General features: G+C 68.3%; 21 protein-coding genes and 1 pseudogene. 7 read left to right on the forward strand and 15 right to left on the reverse strand.

The genetic code is table 11. The features are described 5' to 3' along the window. Positions 1-105: 105 nt before the first annotated feature. The 4 genes from STRAU_RS02555 to STRAU_RS02575 form a co-directional block, all read right to left on the reverse strand. Positions 106-489 (reverse strand): RRQRL motif-containing zinc-binding protein, encoded by a 384-nt coding sequence (locus tag STRAU_RS02555; RefSeq protein WP_016638662.1) that lies wholly within the window; start codon positions 487-489, stop codon positions 106-108. 9 nt (positions 490-498) lie between these two features. Beyond that, positions 499-1,377 carry a DUF2637 domain-containing protein gene (locus STRAU_RS02560; protein ID WP_078620928.1) on the reverse strand — a complete coding sequence of 293 codons (879 nt, stop codon included), beginning with the start codon at positions 1,375-1,377 and terminating at the stop codon, positions 499-501. Next, positions 1,374-1,700 carry a hypothetical protein gene (locus tag STRAU_RS02565; RefSeq protein WP_016638664.1) on the reverse strand — a complete coding sequence of 109 codons (327 nt, stop codon included), beginning with the start codon at positions 1,698-1,700 and terminating at the stop codon, positions 1,374-1,376. Before STRAU_RS02565 ends, STRAU_RS02560 begins: the two co-directional genes overlap by 4 nt. A gap of 413 nt (positions 1,701-2,113) precedes the next feature. Beyond that, positions 2,114-2,308: a hypothetical protein gene (locus STRAU_RS02575; RefSeq protein ID WP_037657168.1), complete on the reverse strand. Its 195-nt coding sequence runs from the start codon at positions 2,306-2,308 to the stop codon at positions 2,114-2,116. A 700-nt stretch (positions 2,309-3,008) separates the two neighbouring features. Here STRAU_RS02575 and STRAU_RS02580 point away from each other — a divergent pair. The 4 genes from STRAU_RS02580 (at position 3,009) to STRAU_RS38800 (ending at position 5,963) form a co-directional block, all read left to right on the forward strand. Further along, positions 3,009-3,377, forward strand: a complete 369-nt coding sequence (locus tag STRAU_RS02580) for a GntR family transcriptional regulator (protein ID WP_078620929.1) — start codon at positions 3,009-3,011, stop codon at positions 3,375-3,377. Positions 3,378-3,619: 242 nt separating this feature from the next. After that, entirely contained in the window at positions 3,620-4,834 is a 1,215-nt protein-coding gene (locus STRAU_RS02585) for a helix-turn-helix domain-containing protein (RefSeq protein WP_016638668.1), read from the forward strand. Positions 4,835-4,886: 52 nt separating this feature from the next. After that, complete coding sequence (locus STRAU_RS02590) at positions 4,887-5,336, forward strand: NUDIX domain-containing protein (RefSeq protein WP_037657170.1); 450 nt, start codon at positions 4,887-4,889, stop codon at positions 5,334-5,336. A gap of 387 nt (positions 5,337-5,723) precedes the next feature. Further along, complete coding sequence (locus STRAU_RS38800) at positions 5,724-5,963, forward strand: hypothetical protein (RefSeq protein ID WP_016638669.1); 240 nt, start codon at positions 5,724-5,726, stop codon at positions 5,961-5,963. 823 nt (positions 5,964-6,786) lie between these two features. Here the strand turns inward: STRAU_RS38800 and STRAU_RS42180 are convergent. The 10 genes from STRAU_RS42180 to STRAU_RS02640 form a co-directional block, all read right to left on the reverse strand. Beyond that, on the reverse strand, positions 6,787-7,434 hold the full coding sequence (locus STRAU_RS42180; RefSeq protein ID WP_158691998.1) for a hypothetical protein: 648 nt from the start codon (positions 7,432-7,434) through the stop codon (positions 6,787-6,789). A gap of 324 nt (positions 7,435-7,758) precedes the next feature. Continuing rightward, complete coding sequence (locus STRAU_RS39870) at positions 7,759-8,946, reverse strand: HNH endonuclease (RefSeq protein WP_259299809.1); 1,188 nt, start codon at positions 8,944-8,946, stop codon at positions 7,759-7,761. A gap of 630 nt (positions 8,947-9,576) precedes the next feature. Next, positions 9,577-10,317 carry a DUF6551 family protein gene (locus STRAU_RS02605; RefSeq protein ID WP_052028923.1) on the reverse strand — a complete coding sequence of 247 codons (741 nt, stop codon included), beginning with the start codon at positions 10,315-10,317 and terminating at the stop codon, positions 9,577-9,579. Positions 10,318-10,948: 631 nt separating this feature from the next. After that, on the reverse strand, positions 10,949-11,692 hold the full coding sequence (locus STRAU_RS02610) for an urease accessory protein UreD (protein WP_016638670.1): 744 nt from the start codon (positions 11,690-11,692) through the stop codon (positions 10,949-10,951). Positions 11,693-11,784: 92 nt separating this feature from the next. Next, positions 11,785-12,495: an urease accessory protein UreG gene (gene ureG, locus STRAU_RS02615; RefSeq protein WP_016638672.1), complete on the reverse strand. Its 711-nt coding sequence runs from the start codon at positions 12,493-12,495 to the stop codon at positions 11,785-11,787. A gap of 104 nt (positions 12,496-12,599) precedes the next feature. Beyond that, a complete protein-coding gene (locus tag STRAU_RS02620) occupies positions 12,600-13,274 on the reverse strand; it encodes an urease accessory protein UreF (protein WP_016638671.1) in 675 nt (224 codons plus the stop codon). 14 nt (positions 13,275-13,288) lie between these two features. Then, the gene (locus STRAU_RS02625; protein ID WP_016638673.1) at positions 13,289-15,010 is read right to left on the reverse strand and encodes an urease subunit alpha; all 1,722 of its coding nucleotides are present in this window, start codon (positions 15,008-15,010) and stop codon (positions 13,289-13,291) included. Beyond that, on the reverse strand, positions 15,003-15,314 hold the full coding sequence (locus tag STRAU_RS02630) for an urease subunit beta (protein ID WP_016638674.1): 312 nt from the start codon (positions 15,312-15,314) through the stop codon (positions 15,003-15,005). Before STRAU_RS02630 ends, STRAU_RS02625 begins: the two co-directional genes overlap by 8 nt. A gap of 73 nt (positions 15,315-15,387) precedes the next feature. Next, complete coding sequence (locus STRAU_RS02635) at positions 15,388-15,690, reverse strand: urease subunit gamma (protein WP_016638675.1); 303 nt, start codon at positions 15,688-15,690, stop codon at positions 15,388-15,390. 229 nt (positions 15,691-15,919) lie between these two features. Then, positions 15,920-16,540 carry a TetR/AcrR family transcriptional regulator gene (locus STRAU_RS02640; RefSeq protein WP_016638676.1) on the reverse strand — a complete coding sequence of 207 codons (621 nt, stop codon included), beginning with the start codon at positions 16,538-16,540 and terminating at the stop codon, positions 15,920-15,922. A gap of 143 nt (positions 16,541-16,683) precedes the next feature. Between STRAU_RS02640 and STRAU_RS02645 the strand changes: the two are divergent. After that, positions 16,684-17,737, forward strand: a pseudogene (locus tag STRAU_RS02645) (ABC transporter permease). Positions 17,738-17,979: 242 nt separating this feature from the next. Here STRAU_RS02645 and STRAU_RS02650 read toward each other — a convergent pair. After that, the gene (locus STRAU_RS02650) at positions 17,980-18,270 is read right to left on the reverse strand and encodes a type II toxin-antitoxin system Phd/YefM family antitoxin (RefSeq protein WP_016638678.1); all 291 of its coding nucleotides are present in this window, start codon (positions 18,268-18,270) and stop codon (positions 17,980-17,982) included. 121 nt (positions 18,271-18,391) lie between these two features. Here STRAU_RS02650 and STRAU_RS02655 point away from each other — a divergent pair, with 121 nt between their 5' ends. Both STRAU_RS02655 and STRAU_RS02660 read left to right on the forward strand, forming a co-directional pair. Then, positions 18,392-19,027 (forward strand): ATP-dependent Clp protease proteolytic subunit, encoded by a 636-nt coding sequence (locus STRAU_RS02655; RefSeq protein ID WP_016638679.1) that lies wholly within the window; start codon positions 18,392-18,394, stop codon positions 19,025-19,027. Between the two features lie 7 nt (positions 19,028-19,034). Next, positions 19,035-19,364: a hypothetical protein gene (locus tag STRAU_RS02660; protein WP_016638680.1), complete on the forward strand. Its 330-nt coding sequence runs from the start codon at positions 19,035-19,037 to the stop codon at positions 19,362-19,364. Positions 19,365-19,413 lie beyond the last annotated feature (49 nt).

Here is a 19,413-nt window from a genome sequence, read left to right on the forward strand (position 1 = left end):
CGCTGGCGCGGGATACGGACGGTGGTTGCCCCGACGGGCACCTTCATGGTGCGGGCCCGGGGCCGGGTACGGCTGGACACAGCGAAACTCCAGGAAGTTGAAGGGTCAGGCGGCGCGCTGTTCCTCAGCGGCGAGGCACAGGCCGCAGATTCCTTTGGAGCGTGGGATGCAGTAGCCGACATCGAGCCGGCAGCGCGGGCAGGTGCGGCGGGCGAGCATCGCCAGCGCGAGCGCACCCCACTTGCGCGAGGTCATCGGGCGGACCGGCTTGGCCCGGTCGATCCGGTACAGGTAGGCCACCAGGTGACCCCCGGCGCGCCGATTCGCGCGCATCACCTGCGCGGCTATCGGCTGACCCCCCGGCCGCAGCCCGCGAGCGCGAAGCTGGCGCCGGGTCGCCAGCCCGTCCGGCGCCAGGCGGAAGGGGTAGGACGGCACCCCGTAGCGGGCGCCGGACGGATCGAAGCAGTCGGCGTACGTAAGCGACATCCCGGGCCCCTATCCGGCGATTGCGGTGGGGAAAGCGGCCAGGTGCGGCTCACGCGCCTTGACTCGGCCACGCGCGGTGCGGGCGGTCGAATCCGACGCGCCCAGTCCCAACGCGGCCATGGCCTGCGTCATGCGGGCCGTACTCGGCTGCGTGAAGTCCGTCCCGTACAGGGCCCGTACCAGTTGATCCACGCGGTTCGGGTAGATCACCGGCAGGCACAGGTCGACGGCCGTCGACCGCGCTTCGTCGAGTGTCGACGCCACCGTGACGGGCGTCGGCGCAGGCGCGATACGCAGCGCTGCGCTCGGGAGATCCGGCGCGGGTTCAGCCGCCTGGACGGGCTCGGACGGAACGGCGGCGGGCGCAGCGTCGACGGGCGTCGACGGGGCGTTGACGCCCGACGGCGGCAGGGCGACGCCCGTCGACGTGCGGCGGGCAAGGTAGGCGTGGACTTGGCGCATCAGCGCGCCGAACGCCAACAGCGCGGCCACGGGAGGAACCGCGGCTACCACGTAGTTCAGGACGTTGGCGTCTTGCCCGACTCCCGCGACGTTCAGCGCGATGGAGGCGCCGTCGCCTGCGGTGACCAGACCGATCGCCCACCAGTCGACCCTGTGGGCGAGGGAGGCACGCAGGATCAACAGCTCACCGATCACGATGAATAGATCCACGGTCGCAGGCCAGGCCCACGAGCGGGCGACCGCGTCCGCCATCCCATGCTGCGCAGCGACCTCTTGTAAGTGCTCGTAGGAGAGCCAGAATGCCGCCGCGGTGAGCACCACCGTGAGCACCCCGGCAACGGCGGTGATGACGCCTTCCACGTTGACGGGCGTCGACACAGTATCGACGCCCGTCAACCCCGGATCCACACGGGCCGCAGCACTCATGACGCACCCCCGACTGTCGCCGGGACGACGATGTCCGCGAAGCCGGTCAGATTGACCACCGCGCCCGCGTACTCGGCTTGCGCCCGCAGAATGCGCGTCCGGTGAGTCTGTTCGCCGTAGGTCACCGCGTCCGGGGAGATTCCCAGCGCCGCCCGCCACGCCTCGAAGCCAGGCAGGTCGTCGTGGAACGTCAAGTCCAGCCGGTTCGGGTAGATGGTGGACACCTGCACCGACGGTGCCGCCAAGTGCCCGAACTCCGCGGCCAGTACGCGCAGGACGCGCAGCGGCACGGCCAGGTTATCCAGCGTCAGGTTCTCGCTCACGCCGCCACCGCCGCACCCTGCACAGCGCAGATGCCCGCGCGGCGGGCCGACGCCCGGCGAACGCGCCACGGACGCGACGCTCGCCTCGGCAGGTCACTCGCCCGCAGCAGCGCCCGGGCGTAGGCCGCGGCGAGGGGGTCGACCTCCCGCAGCTCCGCCAACGCCAACTCCACGAACTCCGCTGCCGTAACAGCAGCATGACCAGCAACGATGCACTTCATGGGTCGTGTCTCCTTAGCCAGCGGAACGGCCCGAACAGCACCCCCGGAGCTGCACCCCCGGAGCTGCAACTCCGGGGGTGCACGCCGTAGATGAGAAAGCCGCGCTCAGGCGGCGGGCCGCCAGACGGGCGGCGGCGCCCCGGGCCGGATTCGATCCGGCGCCCTCACGGCACGCTGCCGGGGCTGTGTGCGTCAGTGCTGTGCGGACTCGCGCTGCATCAACTTCCGCGCAAGAGCGAGCCCGGACGGGGTCAGAACCTCGCGGGAAACCAGGTCGGCCGCGTACAGGCGCATCACAGCGTCGGCGTTCTTCGACGCCACTCTGTGGTCGTCACGCTGAGCAGCGCGAACGAGGATGCGCTGATGCAGATACGGCATCTCAGACATGCGAACTCCCTTGGTGAGCTCCGGCTCCCCTCACCCCCGTCCGGCCGGGACCGCTCCGGAGAGCGCCCGGACGAACGAGAGGAAGCAACCGGCCGCAGCGGCTGACGCTGCGAGACCAGGAAGAGACGGACCGGGAACGTACGGGTGCCGTCGGCTGGTCCAAGCCGGCGGCGCCAAAGTATGTCGTCGGTTCACACCGACCCCCTCAGGGGCGAAGAGACACGGCTTCACCGGCACACCGCTTGCAACGGCGCACCGGCCCCGAGCCGGGGAAATCGGGCGCGTCATCGTCACTGCTCTGACGCCAGCAGGGCGGCGCGCACCAGGTGGCACCCCAGGGGCTGACCTCCAGAAATGAAGGGATGATCCCGAGCGGTGTTCTCCAGAGCTGGCACGCGGGGCAGGACAGGTTCACCCGCCACGAAGTGGCCGCCGGCGGCCGTCACCCGGGCCGTTGCGGGGACGGGGACTCTCACCCCGTCGACTTGGCACGCTGTTCAGTTCTCAAGCCCCAGTCGCTTCCATCGAGCCCGTTTTCACGGAGCCCTCCGGGCGTTTGTGCAGGTCAAACTGGTCGTACGAGCGCTCCGCCCTTCCGGGTGGTGCACTAAAACTGTTCTAGCACTACTGATACAACCAGCACAAGAGGGTGTGCTGTGTGTGCTGCTTGATCTAGTTCAGCGCGGGCTAGCATCGAGGCATGACGCAAACTGCTGATGACGCGCGACGGGTGAACGAGCAGATCGCCGAGACCCTGCGAGAGGAAATCAAGACCGGCAAGGTGAGGGCGGGCGACAAGCTGCCATCGGTGCGGGCGATCGCAGAGCGCTTCGGAGTCGCCGCGGGGACGGCAACGAAGGCCCTCCAACTCCTCACAAAATGGGGCTTGGTGACCCCGGACTCAACGCGCGGCTACTTCGTGAGCGCCCAAGCTCTGGATGCCCGAGAGAAGCCGACTCCCAGCCCAGAGTTCACCGCGATCATGAGGGAGATCGAATCGGTCCGTGAGCATCTGGAGCGTCTTGATGAACGTCTCCGCCGGGTGGAGGGGGCGGAGGGGAAGAGCTGAAGGTGTCCGCTAAGCGCCGTGCCCTCTCAGCGAGCGCGTCCACTTCCGCGGAGAGCTCAGCAAGAGCCACCATCACTTGGTGCCGTTCATCAGCCGTCAGAGACATAGCTGTGCCTCCTTGCCGCCGCCGTGGACGTCTCGGTCTCGACACCCACGACGCTATGACCAGGCACTGAAGCGACCCCGGAAAAACCTTCCGGGGTCCTCATCCGAACCGAGGTGACGCTGAAGTCATGCGAGGAATGACGCAGCAACTGACGATCGGCGAGCGTGTGGCTTGGTACCGCCACCGCCGCGGAATCTCCCAGGAAGTGCTGGCAGGGCTGGTCGTCCGTACGCCGGACTGGCTCGGCAAGGTCGAGAACAACCGCATCCAGCTAGACCGGCTCTCAGTGATCCGCTCGCTGGCTCACGCCCTGGACGTGTCCATTGGAGACCTCATCGGCGAGCCGACCCTGTTGGAGTGGTCAAACGAGAGTGGCCGGCGTACGGTCCCCGCGCTGCGCGAAGCGCTCATGGACTACCGCCAGTTGACGCCTCTCCTGAGCGCGCCCGCCGATGGCGAGCCGCCGACCCTGGCGAACCTGCGATCCGACGTGAGCGAGGTGTGGGACGCCTACCAGGGCTCGCGATTCGGTTTCGCCACGCGGCAGTTGCCGCTCATCCTGTCGGACGCTCTACTTGCGGTGCGTACGTGCACAGGCCAGGAGCGGGACGAAGCGAACGCGCTGCTTGCTCTGACGTACCAGGGTGCGGCCATGGTGCTCGGCAAGCTGGGGGAGAGCGAGCTTGCCTGGATGGCGGCGGACCGCGGGCTTGCCGCCGCACAGCAGAGCGGGAACAACGTCATCGTTGGGTCGCTCTTCCGGTCCGTGACGCACTGCTTGCTGTCCACCGGTCGATACGAGACTGCCGTCCAGCTCGTGAGCGATGCGGCAGGGTTCCTGGAGACTGGCCTTGGAGCGGCTTCGCCCTCGTACCTGTCCGTCTATGGGACCTTGTTCCTCACCGGGGCGATGGCGGCCGCTCGTGCGGAGGATCGCGCGACGGCGCAGACCTACCTTCGTGAGGCGGAGTCGGCAGCCACACGCCTGGGGGCGGACGCCAACCACATGTGGACCGCCTTCGGGCCCACCAATGTCGCGATCCACAAGGTGGCCACCGCTGGTGAGCTCGGAGACTTCCAGATCGCTTCGGAACTTGGGCCGCAGGTCGATACGAGCGGCCTTCCCACCGAACGCCGTGTGCGGCACGACCTCGAAGTAGCGCGAGCGCTCACGGCTCGGAACCGCACGGACGAAGCGCTCGCTGTCGTTCTCGAAGCTGAGCAGATGGCGCCTGAGCAGGTCAGGCACCACTACATGAGCCGTGAACTCGTACTCGGCTGGGTCCGCGGCACCCGTGGCCGGCCGAGCCGTTCCGTGGCCGATCTGGCCGAGAGGCTTCGCGTCGTGTGAGCTGGTTAGGCTCGGTCGTGTGAGCGAGACCGAGAACGAACACGAAGCGAAGATGGCGCGCCCGCGCATGGCTGCGGGCGCGCTGTTCTTCGATGACCAGGACCGCGTCATGCTCCTTGAGCCCACGTACAAGGACTACCGGGATATCCCGGGCGGGTACGTCGACGCCGGCGAATCCCCGCTACAGGCATGCGTGCGGGAGGTCCGCGAAGAGCTGGGCATCACGCCCGGGATCGGTCGCCTTCTCGCCGTCGATTGGGCCCCTAGCCCTACCGAAGGTGACAAGGTCCTGTACCTCTTCGATGGCGGGGCTCTCCCAACGCAGCTTCAGGGACAGATCCGGTTGCAGCGTACGGAGATCAAGGCATATGCCTTCCACAGCATCGAAGACGTCGATTCCTTGACCATTCCACGCCTCGCGCGACGGGTCCGCGCGGCCGTGCTCGCTCGCGCTGAGGGGCAAGTGGCCTACCTCGAGCACGGTCAATTTCCAGAGCAGTAGCGGACTAAGGATCGATGACTTGTCGGGCCGTACCGATGAAATTGAGGCGCGCATAGATTGCTGTTCTCGGGCCGTACGAACCGAGTTGTCAGCCAGTTCAACGTTGTTATCGAAGACCAATCTGAGTGTGGGGAACATCCGCGAGGGCAAGTCATTCAAGCGCTTCGCCTGCTCCCCGAACCGGATGCCGAGTTCTCCCAATCTGACCCACCAAACCGCCGCTGCTGGTGCTGGATCACCTGCGCCACCGGCGCCCATGGGCGATCGCTATCGGCGTCACCACCTCAGACCTCCGCGCTGGTCTGGCTGCGCACCCACGGACTGGACACCCTCCACGACCAGAGCGGCTATCTGCTCACGGTGACCGGCGATGAGCCAGGCCCGACCGTGCTGTACCCGTCAGCCGTCTATGGGTGGGCCGAATGGTGGCTGGAGCGGGAACAGAACCTCGCTCCCACCGGACAGGGCCCCGTCATGCAGGACCTCCCGCAACCGCCATCGGCCCTGGACGCGGTGGAAGCCTGGCGGCCCTACCGCCTTCACATGGAGCGCGCCGAACAGATCACCTGGCCCGCCGCCGACCCACCCATCATCAAGTGGCCCCGCGACGACGACCTCACCGAATAGCCCCCACCCAATCCCTCGAGTCGACGTCAAGGCGGAGCGCTTCAGTAGACCACCCGTCTTGGGTCAACTTCGGAAACGATCAAGTTGATTCCCCTGCTGACAAGCTTCCGAGCCGTTTCCCTACAGGCGAGATTCAGCCAAACGGGCGATGAATTCAAATCCGCAGGTAGCAGAAGCTCGCAGTCACTTACAGCTTCCGGCAGGCACTTGCAGATTTTTGCTGAAATCCGTTGAGTACCCGAGAGCTCCCGATCCCTAAGTACCAGTGACCAGCGAATACCTCATCGATGACGGAAGGGCGACGCTAGCTGCGACACCGAAGTCTAGTAAGGGATGGAGTCGGCTTGTTGCTCCCGCGTGGCCAAAACTCTACACTGCGTGACGAGCGTCACATGAACGCATTTTGGGCACGCCCATGCACGTTTTGGCTACACCCAAACACGTTATGACTACAGCCTGAGCCGCTTTGCGCTCCAAGTCTAGAAATCTAAGCCCCTCCACCTGTGGAACAGTTAGGGACTAGCAACCAACGCACAGTGCAGAAGGAGCCCTGTTTCGGAAACGGTTCCTACGCCACTATCCGAGGGCTCCCTTGCAGTCACCCATCTATCCACTCAGAGACACAGAGGAAGCACATGGAGAAGGCTAAGCCTTGCGACAACAGCACGTTCACGAAGCTTCGATCATTGATCGCACAGCTCCGCATGCGGGGCCTTCAAGATCTCGGCATGGAGGCGCTCCGGGGGGCCGCTTACAGGGCTGGTGCCGGGTTCGTCACGGTTCTGGTCTTCTGGACCCAGAGCCGAAGGTAGCCGCAGAGTGATCAGCGAACGGGCAGGTGCCGCCGGCCCGGCCCGTTCCCACCCCTCAATATCCGAAGGAGAGACCATCTCCGATCATCGACAAAATACTCCCGTGCAGCTCTCGTGAATTTGGCACGTGATTCGTTCAAATCATCTGCCAGGCCGCACGCCAGGTAATCCCAGTTGCATTTTTCAATCTCAACATCCATGCCGACTGGCATGAAATTACCTGCAACCAAAGGTTCGAGCGCTTCACGAACTCCGCTTTGCTCGATAATGGCATGCCGGAGGTTTTCCGCCACCTCCTCACCGAAGGTAAGGGTCACCGCGCCTGAAAGGCTAAATAGGCGGGATAGCCGAATAAAACCCCCGGCCAGTCGATAGATCGCTTGCAATTGCGGAGTCTCCAACATGCATTCTTCATCAACAACCCTCACGGCATCTAGTAGGTCATGCGCGAAGGGGATGACTGGCTCTGGCCCCTCTAGTTCCAGTCGATCCACCGCCGACCGGAGCTCCGCCCGTTCTGCCTTCAAGAAGTCTGGAGGGGTTTCGACAAAACCTTCTTCACTAACGACCTCTATCAGAGCTGGATAGATCCGTTCAGCGAGATCCTGCGAAGCTCGGATCACATCCAGACACGCTTGCCTCTGTGCCTGTAGTCGCATTGCGTCTAGAGCTCCGCGCGCTTGTGCACGACCTGCCGTGTATGCAGCCCATGACGCAATGGGTGTGCTGATTAATGCCGCAAGTACTTCAGGTTGCATCCGACCACAATCTCAGATTCGCACTTTGCTAGGGGAGATATCGCCGACGTAGCCGCTTCGCCACTGGCCGAGAGGGACATGACGCTCGTCGTGCGCGGCAACCCTCGGGCCACATAGGCATCCTTCCTGAGCCCATCACGTCTGGTCTGTCGCAGCGCCTAGCTGTGTCGCGGGAACGGGCAACAGCAGCGCGCCTGCGGCCAGAGCTTGGACGGCGGCTGGCTACTACCGCACGGTCTGTTGGCCTTCGCGGCCGGTGCAACGCAGCCACTCGAGGTAGCGCCATCTGAGGGCATCCGGATGTGGGAGACGCTCCAGCTCCAGCTTGGGATGCAAGATGCCGAGATCATGCAGGGTGGGCCCACCGGGGCGCGCCTCTGCGGTCATGGTGTCGGGGTTGATGGCGAAGAGGTGCGCGTCAAAGGCTCTGTGGAGTGCTGCGTTCATGGGCAAGCCGTTGCGAGCATCGGAAGTACCTCCGTCTGCATCTCCGCGGAGATGCGCAGCTTCCACCATCTGAGGTACCGCGATACCGGAGAGAGGGCAACGGGGACCGTACCGCTGGAACACTTCGAGTTTGAAACGTGCCTGGTCGGGTCGCGTGACGACGGTTCCGCTTCGCCGGCGCCGCCGGTTGCCTTCGAGTCGAAACGGCTGCTCATCCGATCGGTCGTGATCGATGACCTGTACGGGCGGCGTCTCCCCGAACTTGACCAGGAAGAGGCTGCTTTCATCCTCCCAGCCTTCCACCCAAGCAAGCTGTACGCCCCGAAGCTCCCCGTGCTCAGTAATCACGAAGACGGGCAGGCGCAGCGAGGCGGCCGCCTTCGTGGCGTCTACCTCCCCACGGTCACGCCCCCGCTGTCGCGTCACGGGGTAGTGGTAGAGCACTCCATGCTCGTCGAGGTCGTCAGGGTAGTGCTGTCCCGTGTGCTTCAGCCCGATCGTGACTCCGTGCGGGTGGACTCGCTCTGTGCGAGCTTTGTCGGTCCAAATGCCGCGAAAGTTGCCGTACGCACCCACCGAGCGGACGGCGTCCGCCGTTACGAGTCCAGCGCTGTCTCGCCGAGCAAGCAGGTTTCTCCACACGGCCAGACGCCATTCCAGCTCGGCACCGGCGGTCTCCGAGTGGCTGTCGAGCACGGCGAACCCCAGCGCACGAAGCACCGGGTTCGCCCCTGACTCGCCACCGGAGAACTCTTCTCTTGGCAGCGTCCCATGACTTGGGTGCTGATAGCCGTAAGCGACGCCGGCGATCGCCTTAGCGTCGTATAGCCGGTCACCGTGGCTAACGTAGTACTGAGTTGATGGTCCGAACCCGTACAGGCTTCGGAACGCCACCCCTCCCATGCTGTCGAACTCAGCGATGGCCGCTTCTACGGCCGTGCTGCTGCTCAGGTCCTGGATTCTCACGGCCCACCCCTAGGCGATCGTCTGATGACAAGAGCGTAATCAACAGCACTGACACTGGCTCCCGCTGGTGTCACGCTCACAAACCCAACGCCCCACCTGTGCGGGGCAGATCGTCATTTCAGGCGCAGCCCGGACGAATCGCGGCGGGTACCCTACATCGACTGATCGTCGGCCAAGGCCGGCACCAAAGGCCCCTCAACTCCGACCTGTGGTGGCAGACGACGCCTCCGGCGGGGGCCGACCGGCACCGTGATGGAGGGGGGCACCGCTCCCTGGCCGCGGGCACATCTTCACGAGCGTGGTGGGTGGCTCCCATCCCGTCCGCTATCGGCCTAGGCAGATCCGAGCAGACGCGACCTACGGCGACCAGGCCGTTCGTATAGTGGCGCGCTCCACCTGGACGTGGTGAAGCACGCCCGTTCCACAGACGTGTAGGGCGACGGCGGACGGTAGGGAGCCGGGGTAGATAGTGGTAACACGCTGCCCCGCGCCTCAGCAGAGAGCGGGGCAGCGTGTGCCGGCCGAAGCTACTCGAAGATGTTCGGCACAGGAATCTTGTTCACGCTCCGCCTCGCGTTCCAGGCGGAAGCAACCGCCAAGTGAGCCGCCTTAAGACGCCCCTTCGTACCGTCAGCCCGAGTGTTGTCGTTGGTCGCGATGGTAGACGAGGGGCCCACCCTGACGCCCGAGCCTCAGCGCCAACTCTTTGTGCTTGACCACATCAGGGTGCTTGGAGATCACTATGGCAATGCCGCCGATCGTGACAGAGTGCCAGGTGTCGGGTCCTCGACCCCAAGCTTCCTCAGCGATGGCAAGCGACTGATCCAGGACCTCGGGACCATGATCCTCGACAACACTCAGGATTCCCTTGATGCCCCTCACACCGTTAGCACTGCGGCTTCCAACCTTGAGCTGATGCTTTTCCAACACGACGTTGGTGTCCACAAAGAGCGGGTGCCCGGCCAATACACCGATCCTAAACTCGTCGTTCGCACCGACCTTCGAGGACTCCTTGTTCTTGATGATGAACAGGGACGCCTCGTTTGCCATCGACAGGCCGAGGTGGACCTCGCAGGAGATAGTCTCGATCGCGTCGCGGACCTGATCCGAGACCTTGACATCTCCTGCCCGAATGAGTTGGCAGGCGTATACGCGGTGCATGCCATCAACGGCGTACTGATACCCGTCCTCGCGTTGCGAGAGGATCGGCGTCCCGAGCGCGGTGGGGACCAGCTTCTCGGCTATAGCCCGAGCACGTGGCTTGTTGAGGTTGCGCTGAGCACGAGAATCGAACTTGATGGACTCCGGATCCACCCGGGTGTACTCGATCGGATGGTCCGGGATGGCATAGCTGTAGTCCTTGCCGGACATCGGCTTCTCCTGACGTGTCAGCACCCCACTGGGGGTGACGGCGACACATGTCAGCTCCCGTATGCGGGAGACGGCGACTTGGCGTCGATCAGACTAGCGGACAAATGGTGGCCGCCTGCCAGGAATTGTCGTTCCACCTGATGGAGCGACGACTGCCCACGCTGCAAAGGGAGCAGGACCCCTGCGCGAGGGAGCGCATGAAAGCGGCGCGTCCCGCAGATCAACCATCAGCGCGCATTGACGATGATCAGAACCAAGATCACGAATCCAACGACGAACCAGATGGGCGGGCCCGACATGCGCGCGTACCTGCCTTGTGCGTCTCGCGGTTGGGGCCGCCTACGCTTCGCCATCTCAGCCACCCTCCCAGCCCTGCACGCACGCCCGAGACCCCTCCGACGTCATCGATCGCGACGGTCGGGGGGTGCGGGAGCCAAACTGGGAGCCAGCCTAAGCGTCCTCCTGGGTACACATACGGACTTTCGCGAACGCAGTCACCCTGGACTCGCGCTTGACATGGAGAGATCCAAGCGCCCACGACGCGGGCCTAGTTAGCAATCCGATAAACGGATCGGTTTGTACCGGTGAGCGGTCCGGGGTAGTCCGGCTGCCGGAGGGGCCAAGGCGTGGTCTAGGCCAAGCCGTGCAGGGCTTCGTCCAGTACACGGCGGAGTTGGAGGGCGTCCGGGGCCAGGGCCGTGATCAGGATGCCGGGGCCGGCGAGGGGGGTGCGGGCTGCGTGTTCTCCGAGCATCGCTGCCGGTGGGGGCTCGGTCGTGAACTCGGGGTCTACGATGACGAGTTGGCCCACCGCCCGGTGTCCCGCCAGTACGGCGGGGCCGTCCCAGCCGGATGGGGCGCCAGGGCCGCACGACAGTTCCTGGTCGAGCAGGGTTCGGCCCGCGTAGCGGACCGTGAGCCGGCTGTGCAGCAGGCCCGGGCTCTCGCCGGTTCGGCCGAGGATCTGCTCCTCGCGCAGCACCAGGCGGCCGCCCGCCTCGACGTCGGCCCTCGTCGTGACGCGCAGTTCGCTTCCCCGCACCGAGATCAACTGCTCCGGCAGCCACCGCAGCTCGGCCCCGGTGGCGACGGTCAGGCGCACGTCGTAGTGGGCCGCCGTCCCGTCCTGGCCCGGCAGCGCGATCGTCGCCGCGGCCGAGCCGACGCTCAGGCGCGCCCCCGCGCCCACGTCCGCGTCGACGGCGAGACGGTCCCCGCCCAAGGGGCCGCTCATCGCCCCGACCAGCGTGACGTGGGCCGCGGGTCCCGTGGCACGGGTGCGACGCAGGGCCAGGGGGCCTTCGCCGTCCAGTACGGGCAGGACGGTGCGGCCGTGCGGGTCGGCGCGGGCTCCGATGCGGGCGTGGGCGTGCACGCCGGCGGGGCTTGGGAGCGGGTGAGCCGGGGTGGACGGCTCGTCTGGGGGCGAGGGCCGGCCGGGGGTGGAGGGGGTGAGGGTTTGTGGGGTCACTGGGCTGGTGCCGTCGCCCGCGTCGTCGAAACCGTCGTCCACGCCGCGTGCTGCTCACGTACCCACCGCGCGACCGCCGCGACGTGCTCCTCCGACCTCAGGGACTGGAACACCACCGGCAGTTCCGCGCGCTGAGCCTTCGCGTCGGCTGCCATGCGGGCCAGGTCCGAGCCCACGTACGGAGCCAGGTCGGTCTTGTTCACGACCAGCAGGTCAGCCGTGGTGACGCCGGGGCCGCCCTTGCGGGGGATGTCGTCGCCGCCCGCCACGTCGATGACGAAGATCTGCGCGTCCACCAAGCCGCGCGAGAACGTCGCCGTGAGGTTGTCGCCGCCGGACTCCACCAGGATGAGGTCGAGCGGGCCGACCTCATCCTCCAAGTCCTCCACCGCCTCCAGGTTCGCGGAGATGTCGTCGCGGATCGCGGTGTGCGGGCAGGCTCCCGTCTCCACCGCGGTGATGCGCTCCGGCGGCAGGACCGCCTCGCGGAGCAGGAACTCCGCGTCCTCGCGGGTGTAGATGTCGTTCGTCACCACGGCGAGGGAGAGTTCGTCGCGGAGTGCCCGGCAGAGGGCGGCCACCGTGGCCGTCTTGCCCGAGCCGACGGGGCCGCCCAGGCCGATGCGGAGGGCTCGGCGGGTGCCGTCGGGGCGGTGCGCGTCCGCGCTCACAGCTGTGGCTTCGTCGTGCGTGTGGTCGAGGTGCATGGGGTGGCTCCTTGTGTGGATGGGCGGGAGAAGGCCCGGCCGGCGATTGAGGACGAGGCCGTTCGGGCTGATCGGGAGGTATGGAGGGTGGGGCCCCGGCCTGCCTAGGACGCGAACAACCGCACCGCCCACCCCGCATGTCCCTCCGCCCCCACCTCCAGCAGCGGCGCCGACGCGGCGGGCAGTGCGTCCACCCCCTCGTCCACCGCCCGCCGGGCGGACCTCGCCGCTTCCCGGGCCACGTCGTCCAGGTCGGGTGCGAGGCGGGCCAGGACGGCCGTGGCGTCGAAGGGGTCCAGGCTCAGGAGGCGGACCACCGCGGTGGCAGGGCCGCTGACGCTCTCGTACGCCGAGCAGTACGCGGCATCCTCCCCGCCGAGCCCCGCCGCCCGCGCCGCCACGCCGAGCACGACCGGCTGGTGCGCCCCTTTGGGGAACTCCCTTGCCAGGGCGTCGAGTTCGGGCGAGGGCCACGCGACCCGCGCGGCTCGCAACAGCTGTCGCCCGAGCCTGCGGGCGGCGGCCCGCAGCGCGGCCGACGGCGTGCGCGCGTCCGCCGCCTCGTCGAGGGTGGCGGGGTCGACGCCGAGCGCGGCGGCCGCGGCCAGCGCGGCCGACACCGAACCGGTGGTGTGCAGGCGCCCCCGGCAGAAGTCCTCCAGGGACGCCGCCCCGGTGATCCGGCCCGCCTTCACGGCCGCCTCGGCGCCGCCCGAGTGCGCGTGACCCCCGGCCGGAAAGCGGCCGTCGGCCAGGACGAGCAGCGCGGCTCGCGACATGTGCGGTCACCGCCTCAGAACAGGAAGTACCGCTGGGCCAGCGGCAGTTCGGCGGCGGGTGCGGGCTCGACGAGCTCGCCGTCGATGCGTACGGCGAAGCTGTCGGGGGCGACCTCGACGCGCGGCAGGGCGTCGTTCTCGCGCATGTCGGCCTTCGTACGGCCACGAGTGGAAGCGATTGGAACGAACGCTCTATTTAGAGCAAGTCGTTCAGGCAGGCCGTCGTCCAGCGCCGAGCGCGTCACGAAGTTCAGCGAGTTGCGCGCCGGCGCCTTGCCGTGGCCGCCGAACATGGGGCGCGGCAGGACCGGCTGCGGTGTCGGGATGGAGGCGTTGGCGTCGCCCATCTGCGCGTACGCGATCTGCCCGCCCTTCAGCACCACCTGCGGTTTCACGCCGAAGAACGCGGGGTCCCAGAGGACCAGGTCGGCCAGCTTGCCGCTCTCGACCGAGCCCACCTCGCCCTCGATGCCCTGCGCGATGGCCGCGTTGATCGTGTACTTGGCGACGTACCGCCGCGCCCGGTGGTTGTCGGCCCGGGTGTCCCCCGGGAGCGACCCGCGGCGCCGCTTCATCACGTGCGCCGTCTGCCAGGTCCGCAGGATCACCTCGCCGACGCGCCCCATCGCCTGCGAGTCCGAGGACATGATGGAGATGGCGCCGAGGTCGTGCAGGATGTCCTCCGCGGCGATCGTCGTCGGGCGGATGCGGGACTCGGCGAAGGCGAGGTCCTCCGGGACGGCCGGGTTGAGGTGGTGACAGACCATCAGCATGTCGAGGTGCTCCTCGACGGTGTTGACGGTGTGCGGGCGGGTCGGGTTGGTCGAGCTGGGGAGCATGTTCGGCAGCGAGACCGCGGTGATCATGTCGGGGGCGTGGCCGCCGCCCGCGCCCTCCACGTGGAAGGCGTGCAACGTACGCCCGCCGACCGCCGCGAACGTCGCGTCCACGAAGCCCGCCTCGTTCAAGGTGTCGGTGTGGACGGCGAGTTGGGCGCCGGTCTCCTCGCACACGTCGAGGCAGGCGCCGATCACCGCGGGCGTCGCGCCCCAGTCCTCATGGATCTTGAAGCTGACGGCGCCGGCACGGAGCTGGGCGTGCATGGACGCGGCCGAGGTGGTGTTGCCCTTGCCCAGGAAGCCGATGTTGACCGGGGCGTCCTCCATGGCGGCGAACATCCGGGCCAGATGCCAGGCGCCGGGGGTGATGGTGGTGGCCTTGCTGCCTTCGGCGGGGCCGGTGCCGCCGCCGATGAGCGTGGTGACGCCGGAGGCCAGCGCCTCGTCGACGATGGTCGGCGAGATGAAGTGGATGTGCGTGTCGATGCCGCCCGCGGTGAGTATCTTGCCGTTGCCCGCGAGGACTTCGGTCTCAGGACCGATGACGAGGTCGGGGTGCACGCCGTCCATCGTGTCCGGGTTGCCGGCCTTGCCGATGCCGGTGATCCGGCCGTCGCGGATGCCGACGTCGGCCTTGATCACGCCCCAGTGGTCGATGATCACGGCGCCCGTGATGACGGTGTCGGGCGTTCCTTCGGCGCGGGTCGCCCGGGACTGGCCCATCGACTCGCGGATGACCTTGCCGCCGCCGAACACCGCCTCGTCGCCGGAGCGCCCGGGGCCGCCGGAGCGGTCCTCCTCGATCTCGACGAGCAGGACGGTGTCGGCGAGCCGGATGCGGTCGCCGGTCGTGGGGCCGAAGAGGTCCGCGTACGCGGCGCGGGACAGCTCAGGCATCGAGAGGGCCTCCCGTCTCGCCCCGCAGCCCCGGCACGACGCGCGCGCCGGCGAGGGGGACCAGCGTCACGTCGACGGGGATGCCGGGCTCGAAGCGCACGGCGGTGCCCGCGGCGATGTTCAGCCGCTTGCCGCGCGCGGCGGCGCGGTCGAACTCCAGGCCGGGGTTGGCCTCGGCGAAGTGGTAGTGGGAGCCGACCTGGACGGGGCGGTCGGCAGCGTTGAGGACGGTCAGGGCGGTGGCGGCGCGGCCCTCGTTGAAGGCGACGGGGCCGTCCGCGAAGAAGATCTCGCCCGGGACCATGCCGGGGCCGTCGAGGCGGAGCGGGCCCTCGGCGCTCGCACTGTTTGCGGATGGCATACGACTCGTACCCCCGTCAGACGATCGGCTCGTGGACGGTGACGAGCTTGGTGCCGTCGGGGAACGTCGCCTCGACCTGGACGTCGTGGATCATCTCGGGGATGCCCTCCATGACGTCGTCCCGCGTGAGCACGTTGCGGCCCGACGACATCAGGTCGGCGACGCTGCGGCCGTCGCGGGCCCCTTCGAGGATGTGCGACGTGATGAGCGCGATCGCCTCGGGGTGGTTGAGGCGCAGCCCGCGCGCACGGCGCTTCTCGGCCACGTCGGCGGCCACATGGATGAGCAGTCTCTCCTGCTCGTGCGGGGTCAGTCGCACGTCCCACCTCACAGTCCTCGCTCCGGACCGTGCGGGGTCCGGCTGCCGCGGCCACCGCGACGGGTATAGATGTAGCGGGCAGCGAATTACCTGCCGGTGTACACCTTGGCTTACGGAATCCCCAGGTGGCGTGGCAGGGCAGGCTAGTTGGACGGAGTTTCAGCGAGGTTAACCAGCCCTTGACCCCGCCATGACCGTCAGCGGGGCTCCCCCATACTCGGCACCCTGCTCAGCCGGGCTCCCCCATACTCATCAGGCCCCGCAGGCCGTCCCCCAGCGCGTCCACCGGCACGTCGTCGATCAGGGCGACCTGGGCCGCGAACCCCTGCGCCACGGCGATCATCGTCCGCGCGACCCGGTCCGCGGAGACATCGGCGCGCATCATGCCCGCCGCCTGATACCCCTCGACGATCCGCACCCAGGCCGCCCGCACCCCGTCGTATCCACCCTGGATGAGCGCGCGCAGTTCGTCGTTGCGCAGCGTCTCGGTCCATGCCTGCACGAGGAGCCGCGGGAAGTACGCCCGGCCGTCCTGGGCGAGTTCGGGCCTCAGGCCGAGCACCTGGCCGAACGCGTGGCCGACGAGGACGTCCGGCGGCGGGGGCGGCGTCTGCCGCGCGGCCTCCTCGAAGATCGCCCGGATCTCCCCTAGCACCTCGGAGACGATGGCGTGGATCAGCTCGTCCTTGCCGCTGAAGTAGCGATAGACCGCGCCGGCCGACAGGCCGACCTCCTTCAGCACGTCCTGCATCGACGTGGCGTGGAAGCCGTTGCGGGCGAAGCAGAGGGCGGCGCCGTCGAGGATCTGGCGGCGACGGGCGTCGAGGTGTTCCTGGGATACGCGAGCCATGCCACCCAATCTAAAACGAACATTCATTCTTGACAATCGACCACAGCCGGAACACAGTGGGGACAGAGAAAAACGAACGATCCTTCTCTTTAGCCGCTTCCCGCGGACCCTCCTGACTTCCTCCCTTCACTCTGGAGAACTCCATGCCCACGCCGTCCCCTGCCGCGCCCCCGCAGGCCCGCCGCATGCTGACGGTCGCGCTGCTGGTCCTGACCGTCGTGACCCTTGCCCTGTGGGCCTTCGCCTGGCCGGCCGCGCGGACCGCGCCGCGCGACCTGCCGGACCGCGCCGCGCGACCTGCCGCTCGGCGTGGCGGGCCCGGCCACCGCCGCCGCGCCTGTGCAGGAGCAACTGGAGCGACGCGAGGGCGCGTTCGACCTTCATCGGTACGCGGACGAGGCCGAGGCCCGCGCCGCCATCGAGGCCAGGACCGTGTACGGCGCGGTCGTCGTCACCGGCAAGGACCCCAAGGTCGCCGGCAACGAACCCAAGCTGCTGACGGCCACCGCCGCGAGCCCGGTCGTCGCCCAGCTCCTCCAGCAGGCGGTGACGGCGGGCGCCCCGGACGGCGCCCGGGTCACGACGGTCGACGTGGTGCCCGCGCCCGCCGCCGACCCGCGTGGCGCCGCCCTCGGGTCGAGCGTGCTGCCGATGGCCATCGGGGGCGTCGCGGCGGGCGCGCTGGTGACACTCCTGGGGCTGCGCGGCATCCGCGCCGTGGGAACGCTGGTCCTGGCGACGACGCTCGTGGGCCTGGCCGCCGCCGCGCTCGCCGACAGCTGGCTCGGCATCCTGACGGGTGACTGGTGGGCGGAAGCCGGAGTGCTGGCCCTGTCGTCGCTCGCCGTCGCGGCAACGGTGGCCGGGTTGGCGGCGCTGCTCGGCCCGGCGGGCATCGGCGCGGGCGCGCTCCTGATGGTGCTGCTCGGCAACCCGTTCTCGGGGGTGACCTCCGCGCCGGAGCTGCTGCCCGAACCCATCGGCGTCATCGGCCAGTTGCTGCCTCCGGGCGCGGGCGGTTCCCTGCTCCGCTCGACGGCGTTCTTCGACGGGGCGGCGGCGACGGGGCCCGCCGTCACCCTCGCCGTCTGGGCGGCGCTGGGCCTCGCGGCGGTACTCGCCGGGGGCCGGCGCGGGCGGAACGAGCCCGAGGCGTCGGCGCCGTCGACGGCGCGGCAGCCGGCACCGGTCGGCTGACCCGACGCGCCATCGGACGGACGCGCCATCGGACCGACGCGCCGTCGGAACCGGCGCACCGTCGGAACCGGCGCACCTCCGTCCACACCGGAACGGGCCCCCAGGCAGCGCCCCATCAGAACAGCAGCGCCCCATCAGAACAGCCGTGTGCCCCCGCTGTAGCGGACGGGGGCACACGGCCTTCGCGTTGGCCGGCCCCGCAGCACCCTTCAGTGCGCGTGAGTCCCGCGGCGCCCCTCAGCTCATGCGGGCCCGCGATGCTCGGCCGCGATACCGAAGCGCTGCCGTTCGCCCGCGCCGGACGACGTGGAGCCGATCCGCGAGACGGAGCTGATGACCTGCTCCTCCGCGGCAGCGGAGATCTCCTGGGCCGCTTCGATCTCTTCGAGCAACCGCAGGTCGTCGGCGGACACGAGGGCCACGAGCGGCTTGCCGTGGCGCGTGACGACCACACGCTCGTTGCCGTAGACAACGCGGTTGATCAGCTCGGCGAGCTCTGCGCGGGCTTGCGTCACCGGAATCTCGTAGGCCATACCCCCATCATAACGTCATGTACGTCCTGTACATTTTTTACAGAGGCCGTCGCCCGGGCGACGGCGCCCGTCGGCATGACCACGCGTCCGCACGCATGCCGCACACACCGGGAGGTACGCCATGCACACCGAGAAGGCCCTCGCCCGCCATGTCCTGCCGGAGTTCACCGAGCGCACCAGCTCGGGGCTCCGCACGCTGGATCCGTACTCCAAGCTCCTCGACGAGCGGATCGTCTTCCTCGGCACGCCGGTCGACGACGTCTCCGCGAACGACGTGATGGCACAGCTCCTGCACCTGGAGTACCTCGCGCCGGACCGGGACATCTCGCTGTACATCAACTCGCCCGGCGGCTCCTTCAGCGCGACCACGGCGATCTACGACACCTTGCGGTTCACGACCTGCGACGTGGAGACCGTCTGCCTCGGCCAGGCCGCTTCCGCCGCCGCGGTGCTGCTCGCCGCGGGCACACCGGGGAAGCGGTCGATCCTGCCCGGCGCCCGGGTGCTGCTCCAGCAGCCGGCGCTCCCGGAGGCGTTGCGGGGCCAGCCGACCGACCTCGCCATCCAGGCCGACGAACTGCGGCGCACCCGTGCGCTCCTGGAGGAGATGCTCGTACGGCACACCGGACGCGACCCCGAACAGGTCACGGCGGACATCGAGCGCGACACCGTCCTGGACGCCGCCGCCGCGGTGGAGTACGGCCTCGTGGACCAGATCGTGCCGAGCCGCAAGACCTCGCGCGCGGACGCCGGGTGAGGCCACGGTGCTGCCCGAACTGCCGCCCCTGCCCGTCCTGACGCGCGCCGAGGGCGAGGTGATCGACGCCTATCTGGCGGTGGTGGACCTCGTCGGCCGGATCAATCCGGCGCGCGCCGAGCAGACGTACGGCGGACTGCGCGCCGCACAGGCGCTCGTCAGCAGGGCGACCGAACTGCGGGACGCGCTGGCGCTGATGCACCGTCGGGGCGAAACGGAGGTCCACGCGGCGACGTTGGCGCGGGCCCTGCGGGTCCTGGACGGTGAGCGGCGCGCCGCGCGCGTGAGCGTGCCGCCGCCCGCCGTCGGCGAGGACGCGCCGCCGACGGCGGGTTGAGCCCGGCCTCGACCACGGGGGGGGGGACGGCCCGGCCGTGGCGGTGCCG

Source organism: Streptomyces aurantiacus JA 4570 (assembly GCF_000414115.1).
Lineage (GTDB): Bacteria > Actinomycetota > Actinomycetes > Streptomycetales > Streptomycetaceae > Streptomyces > Streptomyces aurantiacus_A.

Bases quoted from the DNA above. Each gene is read 5' to 3' on its own strand.
- STRAU_RS02555 (WP_016638662.1), bottom strand. From the start codon at position 489: ATGTCGCTTACGTACGCCGACTGCTTCGATCCGTCCGGCGCCCGCTAC.
- STRAU_RS02560 (WP_078620928.1), bottom strand. From the start codon at position 1,377: ATGAGTGCTGCGGCCCGTGTGGATCCGGGGTTGACGGGCGTCGATACT.
- STRAU_RS02575 (WP_037657168.1), bottom strand. From the start codon at position 2,308: ATGTCTGAGATGCCGTATCTGCATCAGCGCATCCTCGTTCGCGCTGCT.
- STRAU_RS02580 (WP_078620929.1), top strand. From the start codon at position 3,009: ATGACGCAAACTGCTGATGACGCGCGACGGGTGAACGAGCAGATCGCC.
- STRAU_RS02585 (WP_016638668.1), top strand. From the start codon at position 3,620: ATGACGCAGCAACTGACGATCGGCGAGCGTGTGGCTTGGTACCGCCAC.
- STRAU_RS02590 (WP_037657170.1), top strand. From the start codon at position 4,887: ATGGCGCGCCCGCGCATGGCTGCGGGCGCGCTGTTCTTCGATGACCAG.
- STRAU_RS42180 (WP_158691998.1), bottom strand. From the start codon at position 7,434: ATGCGACTACAGGCACAGAGGCAAGCGTGTCTGGATGTGATCCGAGCT.
- STRAU_RS02605 (WP_052028923.1), bottom strand. From the start codon at position 10,317: ATGTCCGGCAAGGACTACAGCTATGCCATCCCGGACCATCCGATCGAG.
- ureG (WP_016638672.1), bottom strand. From the start codon at position 12,495: ATGCACCTCGACCACACGCACGACGAAGCCACAGCTGTGAGCGCGGAC.
- STRAU_RS02620 (WP_016638671.1), bottom strand. From the start codon at position 13,274: ATGTCGCGAGCCGCGCTGCTCGTCCTGGCCGACGGCCGCTTTCCGGCC.
- STRAU_RS02625 (WP_016638673.1), bottom strand. From the start codon at position 15,010: ATGCCTGAGCTGTCCCGCGCCGCGTACGCGGACCTCTTCGGCCCCACG.
- STRAU_RS02630 (WP_016638674.1), bottom strand. From the start codon at position 15,314: ATGGTCCCGGGCGAGATCTTCTTCGCGGACGGCCCCGTCGCCTTCAAC.
- STRAU_RS02640 (WP_016638676.1), bottom strand. From the start codon at position 16,540: ATGGCTCGCGTATCCCAGGAACACCTCGACGCCCGTCGCCGCCAGATC.
- STRAU_RS02650 (WP_016638678.1), bottom strand. From the start codon at position 18,270: ATGGCCTACGAGATTCCGGTGACGCAAGCCCGCGCAGAGCTCGCCGAG.
- STRAU_RS02655 (WP_016638679.1), top strand. From the start codon at position 18,392: ATGCACACCGAGAAGGCCCTCGCCCGCCATGTCCTGCCGGAGTTCACC.